The organism is Mycobacterium sp., from assembly GCF_032162105.1.
GTDB lineage: Bacteria > Actinomycetota > Actinomycetes > Mycobacteriales > Mycobacteriaceae > Mycobacterium.
Map to the genome: position 1 here is coordinate 1 of NZ_JAVRPS010000459.1, position 9,604 is coordinate 9,604.

Consider the following 9,604-nt stretch of genomic DNA (forward strand, 5'->3'; position numbering starts at 1 on the left):
GATCAGGACACTCGTGCGCTGAGGGAGTTGTCTGCCCGAGAGCACATCAGCCAGGAGGTGGATCGGGTCCGGGACCGGGTCGACATGGTCCGGCAGGAGGCCCAGGGAGCGCGCCAGCAGGCCCAGCAGGCCAGGGCTCACGCGCAGCAGGCGCAGAATGCCGCCCGGCAGGCACAGAACCAGGCCAGCCAGGCCAACCAGGCCGCGTCGCAGGCTGCGAATGCGGCCAACCAGGCCGCCCAGCAGGCCCAGCAGGCGCAGAACGAAGCCAATCAGGCCAACACCCGCGCCCAGAATGCCCAGAACCAGGCCAACCAGGCCGGGCAACAGGCTCAGCAGGCGCAAAACGATGCGCAACAGGCGAATTCACGAGCCCAGAACGCTCAGGAGAACGCCGAACAGGCCAACACGCAGGCCCAGGCGTCGGAGGACCAGGCCAACCGTGCACACGAGTTGGCCAGCCAGGCCGACCAACAGGCGCAGCAGGCACGCCAGAACGTGCAGCAACTGCAGCGCGCCTAGAACCAGTAGGAGCAGATCGGCGGGCCACCATGGGGCGGGGGTGGTCCGCCGATCTCGGGGTGACTGCTTGAGACGGGGCGCGCGCCGTTAACGCAGACTTACGTCGGGTTGCCGCGACTCTCGCGCTTGCAGTTGTCGCATACGGCATGGGGCCACTCGCGCTTGATGGCGCTGAACTTGGGCGTCACGCCTGCCAGCGAGAATGTGCCGATGGGCTTGACTTCCAGTTCCTCGCGCATCTCAATGCGGAGCGGGAAGTCAGGGCCGCAGTGCTACACCACATGTGTTCCTCCGTGCCGATAATCGTGCGTGGCGTCATCGCTGCGCGTACGCCTCGGCCAGTAGATTCCGTAACCGTTCGACCTCAACGACCAGCTCGGCCAACAGCGCGACGGCCACACGGCATGTTCCGGATCGCTAAGCCCGCATCGCGAGTTTGATCGGGATCGCGTGACCGAGCACGCCGATGCCTGCGCCGAGGATCGGCCAGATCGGCCAGAAGTACCAGGCGCCCGCCGACAGGCCGACGGCCAGCCACACGGTGAGCACGATGACGACCATCGTCAGATACCCGGCGAGGTGCAGGCGTACCGACATCCGGGCGGCCCGCTGGCGGGCGGCGCGCCTGCGCGGATCGCTGCGACGCAGGTGCGCCAGAGGCAGGTCGGCCAGGAGTTGGCGCAGGTCAGCGGTGCTGTTCGTGGCGAACGCGGACTGCACCCGGCGTTCGTATTCGGGCATGTCGAGGTAACCCTGGGTGAGCGCCTGGCCGAGGAGGTTCGCGGTGTTCTCGCGATCTTGGTCACCGGCGCGGACGCCTGTCGATGTCTTGGCGAGGGTGGTCATGTCGAACTCCGATCTTGACGCTGCCTAGTTGTATACTCCTACTGTGACATGTCGGTAGGGGAGTGTCAAGGGGTCGGGTTCAATGGCAGTCGTGTCCGACGAGTGCAGGGTGGTCAGTGCGAGCCGGAACGTGGCGGCCCCGGCAGCGGTGATCTTCGAGCTGATCGCCGATCCGGCGCAGCAGCCGCGGTGGGACGGCAACGACAACCTCGCCGAGGCGTCCGCCGGTCAGCGTGTCCGGTCCGTCGGCGACGTGTTCACCATGACGCTGACATTGGGCACCGTCCGCGAGAACCACGTCGTCGAATTCGACGAGGGCCGGCTCATCGCATGGCGGCCCTCGGAACCGGGCGGGACACCGCCGGGCCACCTGTGGCGCTGGGAGCTCGAACCGGTGGATGCCTCGCACACCCGCGTCACCCATACCTACGACTGGTCCCGGCTCGCGGACGCCAAGCGCATGGAGCGCGCCCGCGCCACCACGGCGGACCGCTTGCAGGCGTCCGTGGACAGACTGGGCGCGCTCGCCGAACAGGGCTGATCGGCGCCCGCCAAACTCCTGAGCTTCGCTAAAGAATCCGATTCAGGCGAATAAGCACTGATCGGGTCAATGTCCAACGACCGCCTGACGTAGCCATCACCATGGGTTTACCAGACCCGACTAATGAGACGAGCAGGACCATGGCTGTCGACGAAGACAAGTTGAACGAGTTCCTTGGCAAGGCGGTCGGTGATCTCGGGGCCGCGATGAGTGCGACGTTGATCCTCGTCGGCGATCGGCTCGGCCTGTACCGCGAACTGGCCAAGGGCGCTGTGACTCCGGGCGAGTTGGCCCAACGCACCGGTACCAATGAGCGCTATGTGCGCGAATGGCTCGGCAACCAGGGCGCCGGGGGATACGTGCAGTACGACGCTTCATCCGGAGAGTGGTCGCTGAGCCCGGAGCAGGCGCTGTGCCTGACCGACCCGGACGGTCCGGTCGACATGCCTGGTGCATACAACATCGTCGAGGCGACCTTTCACGCCCTCGGGCACACGCTGGAGAACTTCAAGTCCGGCGGCGGCATGGAGTGGGGCGAGCACCATCCGTGCCTGTTCGAGGGAACCGAACGGTTCTTCCGCGCCGGCTACAACAGCAATTTGATCGGCGCCTGGCTGCCGGCGCTGGACGGCGTCGTGGCCAAACTGCAGAGCGGGGCGAAGGTCGCCGACGTGGGCTGCGGGCACGGCGCCAGCACCATCTTGATGGCGACGACCTACCCCAACTCGGAGTTCATCGGGTATGACTACCACCCCGAGTCGATCGACGTCGCAGGCAAGAAGGCCGCGGCGGCCGGCGCGTCCAACGCGCGATTCGAGGTCGCCGATGCGGTCGGCTACAAGGAGAAGGGTTTCGACCTCATCGCGTTCTTCGACTGCCTGCACGACATGGCTGATCCGGTCAACGTGTCGAAGCACGCGCGCCAGGCGATGAACGACGACGGCACGGCGATGATCGTGGAACCGTTCGCGAACGACCGGGTGGAGGACAACCTCAACCCGGTCGGCAGGGTGATGTACGGCGCGTCAACGCAGATTTGCGTGCCCGTCTCACTCGCACGCAACGGTCCCGCGATCGGCGCTCAGGCAGGTGAAGCGCGGCTCCGCGAAATCGTGGTCGACGAAGGCGGTTTCACGCGTTTCCGGCGCGCCACCGAGACACCGTTCAACCTGGTCCTGGAGGCCCGTCCGTAGTTACGAGCTTCAGCCTTCGGAGAATGCCCGCAGCGCCTCCACCTGCACGGGGTCCAGAGATGGACGCACCGTTGCCCTGGCCTTCTCGACGTCGGACGCGGTGACGTCGGCCGCGTCGATCGACCGCCGCATCGCGGTCAGCGCGGACTCGCGCAGCAGCGCCACGCAGTCCGCGGCGCTGTAACCGTCGAGTCCGTCGGCAATCTCGTCGAGGTTCACCTCGGGGCTCAACGGGATCGACTTCCCGGACGTGCGCAGGATGTCGCGGCGCGCCTGCGCGTCGGGTGGCTCGACGAACACCAGCTTCTCCAGCCGGCCCGGCCGCAGCAGTGCGGGGTCGATCAGATCGGGGCGGTTCGTGGCGCCGAGCACGACGACGTCGCGCAGCGGGTCGATGCCGTCGAGTTCGGTGAGCAGGGCGGCCACCACCCGATCGGTGACACCGGAGTCGAAGCTTTGGCCGCGCCTCGGCGCCAGCGCGTCGATCTCGTCGAGGAACACCAGTGAGGGCGCCGAATCGCGGGCGCGCCTGAACAATTCGCGCACGGCCTTCTCCGACGAACCGACCCATTTGTCCATCAGTTCGGCGCCCTTGACCGCGTGCACGGACAACCGGCCGGTGCTGGCGAGAGCGCGCACGACGAATGTCTTGCCGCAGCCCGGTGGCCCGTACAGCAGCACTCCGCGCGGTGGATCCACGCCGAGGCGGGCGAATGTGTCGGGGTGCTGCAGCGGCCAGAGCACCGCCTCGGTGAGCGCCTGCTTGGTTTCGACCATGTCGCCGACGTCGTCGAGTGTCACCGACCCGACGGCGACCTCTTCGGTGGCCGACCGGGACAGCGGGCGGATCACCGAAAGGGCACCGGTGAAGTCGTTCTGCGTCAATGCGGGTGGATTTCCGTCGGCGCTCGCGCGGGCCGCGGCGCGCAGTGCCGCCTCGCGAACCAGCGCAGCGAGGTCGGCGACGACGAAACCCGGTGTCCGCTCGCCGATCTCGTCGAGTTCGAGGCCCTCTGCAGGAACTCCGCGCAGCAGCACCTCCAGCAGCGCCTTGCGGGTGGCGCCGTCGGGCAGGCTCAGCCCCAGCTCCCTGTCGCACAGATCGGGTGCCCGCAGCCGCGCGTCGACGGCGTCGGGCACCGCCGACGTCGCGATGAACGCTACGCCCGAAGTCGCCACCGCGGCACGGACTTCGGTGAGGATCAGCGTGGCGACCGGCTCGGCGGTGGACGGCAACAGCGCGTCGACGTCGGTGATGAGCAGCACGCCGCCGCCGTCGCGGACCGTCGCCACCGCAGATGACACGCAGGCCAGCCGATCCTCGGCGCGCAGCGCCCCGACCTCGGGGCCGTCCAGCTCGACAAGGCGCCGTTGCGCGCATACCGCGCGTACCAGGGTGGCCTTCCCGACGCCGGCGGGTCCAGACACCAGCACACCGAGATTGGGCTTGGCGCCAAGGGTTTCGAGGAGTTTGGGTTCATCGAGGGCGAGCTTGAGCCACTCGGCCAGCCGACCGGCCTGGAGGTGCGCGCCCCTGAGGTCATCGACGGGGATGGGCGGGCTGGCCGGCGTCAGGCTGGGCGGGGTGACGGTGTGCTGGCCCGTCGTGGACTCCGCCGCCAGGTCCGCGCCGTCGCCCCACGTGACCAACGAGTTCGGCTGCACGCTCACCGGACCGGCCGGGTCGACGCCGGTGACCGTGAGCAGTTCCGAGGTCCAGGTGATGCCGACGGACGACGCCAGCGCCGAGGCGGCGGCCGACGTCGACGTGCCGGGGCCGAGGTCGCGCGGCAGCAGCGACACGGTGTCGCCGACCGTCATCACCTTGCCAAGCAACGCGAGTCGCAGCGTCGCGGGCGACACCGACTGGGTGGCCAGCCTAGATCCGGCCAGCGTCACCGACTTCGCGCCGTACACCGTCACGGGCGCCACGATCACCGTGGTGTTCTCCCGCAGGCCCGCGTTGGACAACGTGACGTCGTCGAGCAGGGCGGTTCCCGCAGGAACGTCGGCCGCGGCGAGGCCTGCCACCGCCGCCGTGGTGCGCGCACCCGTCAGCGATATCGCGTCCCACTCCCGGATCCCCAGCGCGGCAATGACTTCCGGATGAAGGCGGACCACGCCGCGGCGCGAGTCCGCGGCCGACGTGTTGAGTCGGGCCGTCAACCTGAGGTGGGACAGCGGCATCTCCGCGGATTCGAGATCGGTCTGCGTCACTGCCCGGAGCCCGGTCTGCGCAGGCCCAGCCGCGCCATCGAGCGGCGATAGGGCGCGGCACGTCGCGCCTCGCGGCGGACGGCACGCCGCTGACGCGGTTCGACGTCCCACGCCTCGGGGCGCGCGGCAACCCAGCGCTGGCTGCGGATGGTGAACGGGATGATGCACAGGTACCCGGCGATGATCAGCAGCACCAGGATGTACGGGAACAGCAGGAGTCCAGCGGCGCCCGCCGCGACGAGGATCAACAGAATGGGCGCGGCGTTGGGCGGCACCGAGATCGCCTTCAGCGCCAGGGTGGGCACCCGGCTGACGAGCAGCGCGGCGTTCGCCGCCAGCCACGCGCAGACGAACCATGGCGACGTCCACCAACCGTGGCCGAACTCCATCATGGCGACCAGCGGGCCGATCGACCCGACCGCGCCGCAGGGGGCGGGCATGCCGGTGAAGAACTCGCGGGTGTAGGCCGGTCGGGTGTCGTCGTCGAGAAGCGCGTTGAAGCGGGCCAGCCGCAGCACGACGCACACCGCGTACAGCAACACGAAGATCCAGCCGACCTGCGAGTGCTGCAGCATCGTCACGTAGATCACCAGTGCGGGCGCCACCCCGAAGTTGACCGCGTCGGCGAGCGAGTCGATCTCGGCGCCCATCCGGGACTGGGCGTTCAGCGCGCGGGCGATGCCGCCGTCGATACCGTCGAGGACGGCGGCAGCGCCGATCAGGGCCAGCGAGATCCACGGCTTCTCGTCGAGCGCGAACTTGATCGAGGTCATGCCCGCGCAGATGGCCAGCACCGTGGTCGCGCTCGGCAGGATGCGCAGGCCGCGCTTGCCGGCGTTGCCGTTCACGCCAGTGCCGCCAACGGGGTCTCGCCGCCGATGGCGCGCTGACCGATCTCGACGAGCACCTCCGCGTCGGCGGGGAAGTAGGTGTCCAGGCGCGAGCCGAACCGGATCAGGCCGTACGTGTCACCGAGCGCGAGTTTGTCGCCGGGACGCGCCGAACAGACGATCCGGCGGGCGATCAACCCGGCGATCTGAACCGCGACCACGTCGACGCCGTCCGGCGTGCGGATCCACACGCTGTTGCACTCGTTCTCCGTGCTGGCCGATTCCTTGTCCGCCGACTGGAACCGGCCCGGCCGGTACTTGACGGTCACCACCTCGCCGCCGATCGGAGCCCGCTGCACGTGCGCGTCGAACACCGAAAGGAAGATGCTGACCCGGGTCATCGGGACGTCGGGCAGGTTGAGGCCGGCAGGCGGGGTGGCCTTGTCGATCAGCGTGACCCGTCCATCGGCAGGCGCGACCACCAGGCCGGGCCGCGTCGGCGGGACGCGCGGCGGGTGCCGGAAGAACGCCGCACACACAGCCGCCGCAGTCAGGCCGGTGGTGCGCACCCACCGGTGGCGACGACCCACGGCGGCCAGACCCAGGCCGCCCGCGACGAACGGCAGGCCTGCGGGGTGCACTGGCGGAATGGTCGACCGGACGAGGTCGACGAATCGTGTGATCTCGGATTGCTGGTCATCGGCGGGTGGTCGCGCGGGTCTGGCCATGGCGCCTCGATTCTACGTACGGACGTGCCGGGCGGTGACGGCTACGCCAGGTCCCAGACGCGCACCGGTGAACCGGCCGCCAGGTCGACGACGTCTTCGTCGATCTCGAGCAGGCAGTTGGCCGACGCCAGCCACCGCAGATGATGCGACGCAGGCGGACCGTAGCTCGTCACCGTGCCCTTCTCGGCGTCGAGCACGCCGCGGCGGAACTGCCGCTTGCCGCCCGGCGAGCGAAGTGACTCGGTGAGGTCGGCGGTGCTCCGCGAGCGCTCCGGGTGGGGAAGGCCCATCGCCGCGCGCAACGGCGCTCGGATGAACACCTCGAACGACACCAGGGCGCTGACCGGGTTGCCGGGCAGCGTGATGATCGGCGTCCCCGACACGCTTCCCGCGCCCTGCGGCATGCCGGGCTGCATGGCGACCTTGACGAACTCCACTTCCTCGCCGAGCGAGTCCTTGACCACCTCGTAGGCGCCGGCGCTGACGCCGCCGGTGGTGATGATCAGGTCGGCGTCGCCCGCGTGCTCCTGAAGCGTGGCGCGAAACGTGTCGACGTCGTCGGACGTCATCGCGACGGTGGTGACTTCGCCACCTGCGTCGCGGGTCGCCGCGGCCAGCATCACGGCGTTGGACTCGTAGATCTGGCCGGGCTGAAGCGGCGTGCCGGGTGCCACCAGTTCCGAACCGGTCGACATCACCAGAACCCGTTGCCGCGGAACGACGTTCAACTCACCGAGGCCGAGCGCCGCGGCCAGCCCGAGCGCAGCCGGGGTGAGTACCTGCCCCGCCCGCAGCACGGTGGTGCCCGCCGTGACGTCCTCCCCGGCGCGGCGGACGTGCTGCCCGGGCCGTGCGCTCGCCCGAATCGTGACGGTGTCGGTGGCACCGTCGGTGGCCTCGACGGGGATCACCGCCGTCGCCCCGGCAGGAAGCGGCGCGCCGGTCATGATCCGGTGTGCGGTACCCGCCTCAAGCGTGAGCGCGTCGGTGCGCCCCGCGGGAATGTCCTCGGCCACCGGCAGTTTCACCGGATGGGCGTCCGAGGCGTCGGCGATGTCCTCGGCGACGACGGCGTAACCGTCCATGGCCGAGTTGTCGAACCCCGGCAACGACAACGGCGCGACGACGTCGTCGGCCAGGACGAGGCCGAGTGCGTCGCCGAGGCGGACGGTGACCGGCGGACGAGGGGTGATCAGCCCGGCGACCACGCGCTGGTGCTCTTCGACGGATCGCATGGACTACAGGGGGTAGCTGACGCCGGTGAGCTCTTCGGACACGGTCCAGAGCCTGCCCTGGATGTCCTGGTCGTGCGACTGCGCGCTCGACTTGACGACTTTCGGGTGCCCGCTCGATTCACCGATGCCGTCGGGTCCGTAGTACTGGCCCCCCTCCACTGCTGGGTCCGTGGCCGCCCGCAACGTCGGCAGCGCGCCCATCGCCGGACTCTGCGACATCAGCCTCACCACGGGGACCAAAACGGACGGCATGTGCCGCGCCAGTTCGGTGTCGGACAGGCCAGGATGCGCGGCGACCGCGACCGTGGGCTCGTTGTGCCCACCGAGCCGACGCTGCAACTCGTAGGTGAACAGCAGATTGGCCAGCTTGGACTGGCCGTAGGCCGCCACCCGGTTGTAGCTGCGTTCCCACTGCAGATCGTCGAAGTGGATCTTGGCGAGTACGCGATGGCCGACGCTGCTGACCGTCACGACGCGGGAGCCATCGACCGGCAACAGGTTCTCCAACAGCAGCCCCGTCAGCGCGAAGTGCCCCAGATGGTTGGTGCCGAATTGCAGCTCGAAGCCGTCCTTCGTGGTCTGCCTCGGCGATGGGTACATCACGCCGGCATTGTTGATCAGCAGATCGATCCGCGGGTACGCCGCCTTCAGCTCCTCGGCGGACGTCCGGATCGACTGCAGCGAACCCAGATCCAGCGGTTGGACCGCCACGTCGGCGGTCGGGCTGGTACCCACGATGCGGGCCGCGGCGGCATTGCCCTTGTCGGTGTCGCGCACCGCCAGCACGACCTTGGCTCCATGCGCGGCCAGCGCCTGGGCGGTGTCGTAGCCCAGGCCGGTGTTGGAGCCGGTGACGATGGCGACCCGGCCCGTCTGATCGGGCACGTCGGCGGCCGTCCACTTGCTGTTGGCGCTCATGAGCAAGACCATACTCAAACCGATGCTGACACTCGTCGATCCCGCGAATCCGCCCAGCCGCAGGGCCCCCGTGGTCTGGGCGCTTGCGGCCGCCATTCCATGGACGTTGCTCGCTGTGGCGCAAGTGGTGTGGCTCGTGCTCGATCCCCGACTGGGCTGGCTGCACGCCGTCGCGGCCGCCGCGACCGTGGTCGGGGTCGTGACGTTCGTGATGGTGGCGCCGGTGTGGCGGTACCGCGTTCATCGCTGGGAGATCGGCCCGCAGGCCGTCTACACGCGGTCCGGCTGGTTGGTGCAGGAGCGCCGCATCGCGCCGATCTCGCGGGTGCAGACCGTCGACACCCACCGGGGCCCACTCGACCGGCTTTTCGGCCTGGCCGACGTCACGGTGACGACGGCGTCGTCGGCGGGCGCGGTACGGATCGTCGCGCTGGATTCCGAGGTAGCCGACCGGATCGCCGCGCAGCTGACCGACATCGCCGCGCTCGGCGATCGGGATGCCACGTGACGGCTGCGGTGCAGTGGCGCAGGCTGAGTCCGCGGATGCTGCTGGTGCATCCGGCGCACGAGGTGT

Annotated in this window: 10 protein-coding genes; 4 read left to right on the forward strand and 6 right to left on the reverse strand. The window is 69.2% G+C overall.

Going from position 1 to position 9,604, the window contains the following annotated elements; translation table 11 throughout:
- On the forward strand, positions 1-522 hold a 522-nt coding region (locus QOC69_RS23565; RefSeq protein ID WP_526444132.1), incomplete at its 5' end, for a hypothetical protein.
- Positions 523-939: 417 nt separating this feature from the next.
- On the opposite strand, the gene QOC69_RS23570 is transcribed toward QOC69_RS23565, so the two are convergent.
- The gene (locus QOC69_RS23570) at positions 940-1,368 is read right to left on the reverse strand and encodes a DUF1707 domain-containing protein (protein ID WP_526444134.1); all 429 of its coding nucleotides are present in this window, start codon (positions 1,366-1,368) and stop codon (positions 940-942) included.
- Between the two features lie 91 nt (positions 1,369-1,459).
- Between QOC69_RS23570 and QOC69_RS23575 the strand changes: the two genes are divergently transcribed.
- On the forward strand, positions 1,460-1,909 hold the full coding sequence (locus QOC69_RS23575; RefSeq protein WP_526444136.1) for an SRPBCC family protein: 450 nt from the start codon (positions 1,460-1,462) through the stop codon (positions 1,907-1,909).
- A gap of 140 nt (positions 1,910-2,049) precedes the next feature.
- Positions 2,050-3,102 (forward strand): class I SAM-dependent methyltransferase, encoded by a 1,053-nt coding sequence (locus QOC69_RS23580; RefSeq protein WP_526444138.1) that lies wholly within the window; start codon positions 2,050-2,052, stop codon positions 3,100-3,102.
- 9 nt (positions 3,103-3,111) lie between these two features.
- Here QOC69_RS23580 and QOC69_RS23585 read toward each other — a convergent pair whose 3' ends face one another.
- The 5 genes from QOC69_RS23585 to QOC69_RS23605 are packed head-to-tail and all read right to left on the reverse strand — an operon-like array spanning position 3,112 to position 9,030.
- A complete protein-coding gene (locus QOC69_RS23585) occupies positions 3,112-5,289 on the reverse strand; it encodes an AAA family ATPase (protein WP_526444150.1) in 2,178 nt (725 codons plus the stop codon).
- Positions 5,290-5,315: 26 nt separating this feature from the next.
- Positions 5,316-6,167, reverse strand: a complete 852-nt coding sequence (locus QOC69_RS23590; protein ID WP_526444140.1) for a CDP-alcohol phosphatidyltransferase family protein — start codon at positions 6,165-6,167, stop codon at positions 5,316-5,318.
- Positions 6,164-6,877: a phosphatidylserine decarboxylase gene (locus tag QOC69_RS23595; RefSeq protein ID WP_526444142.1), complete on the reverse strand. Its 714-nt coding sequence runs from the start codon at positions 6,875-6,877 to the stop codon at positions 6,164-6,166. The genes QOC69_RS23590 and QOC69_RS23595 overlap by 4 nt, the downstream gene beginning before the upstream one ends.
- Positions 6,878-6,918: 41 nt before the next feature.
- Positions 6,919-8,112, reverse strand: coding sequence for a molybdopterin molybdotransferase MoeA (gene moeA, locus QOC69_RS23600; protein ID WP_526444144.1), 1,194 nt, complete (start codon positions 8,110-8,112; stop codon positions 6,919-6,921).
- 3 nt (positions 8,113-8,115) lie between these two features.
- Positions 8,116-9,030 (reverse strand): SDR family oxidoreductase, encoded by a 915-nt coding sequence (locus QOC69_RS23605; protein WP_526444146.1) that lies wholly within the window; start codon positions 9,028-9,030, stop codon positions 8,116-8,118.
- On the opposite strand from QOC69_RS23605, the gene QOC69_RS23610 reads away from it, so the two are divergent.
- Entirely contained in the window at positions 9,029-9,538 is a 510-nt protein-coding gene (locus QOC69_RS23610; RefSeq protein WP_526444148.1) for a PH domain-containing protein, read from the forward strand. The two genes, QOC69_RS23605 and QOC69_RS23610, sit on opposite strands and share 2 nt — an antisense overlap.
- Positions 9,539-9,604: the final 66 nt, after the last annotated feature.

Coding starts and splice junctions, on each gene's coding strand:
- QOC69_RS23570 (WP_526444134.1), bottom strand. CDS start 1,368: ATGACCACCCTCGCCAAGACATCGACAGGCGTCCGCGCCGGTGACCAA.
- QOC69_RS23580 (WP_526444138.1), top strand. CDS start 2,050: ATGGCTGTCGACGAAGACAAGTTGAACGAGTTCCTTGGCAAGGCGGTC.
- QOC69_RS23585 (WP_526444150.1), bottom strand. CDS start 5,289: ATGCCGCTGTCCCACCTCAGGTTGACGGCCCGACTCAACACGTCGGCC.
- QOC69_RS23595 (WP_526444142.1), bottom strand. CDS start 6,877: ATGGCCAGACCCGCGCGACCACCCGCCGATGACCAGCAATCCGAGATC.
- moeA (WP_526444144.1), bottom strand. CDS start 8,112: ATGCGATCCGTCGAAGAGCACCAGCGCGTGGTCGCCGGGCTGATCACC.
- QOC69_RS23610 (WP_526444148.1), top strand. CDS start 9,029: ATGAGCAAGACCATACTCAAACCGATGCTGACACTCGTCGATCCCGCG.
- QOC69_RS23605 (WP_526444146.1), bottom strand. CDS start 9,030: ATGAGCGCCAACAGCAAGTGGACGGCCGCCGACGTGCCCGATCAGACG.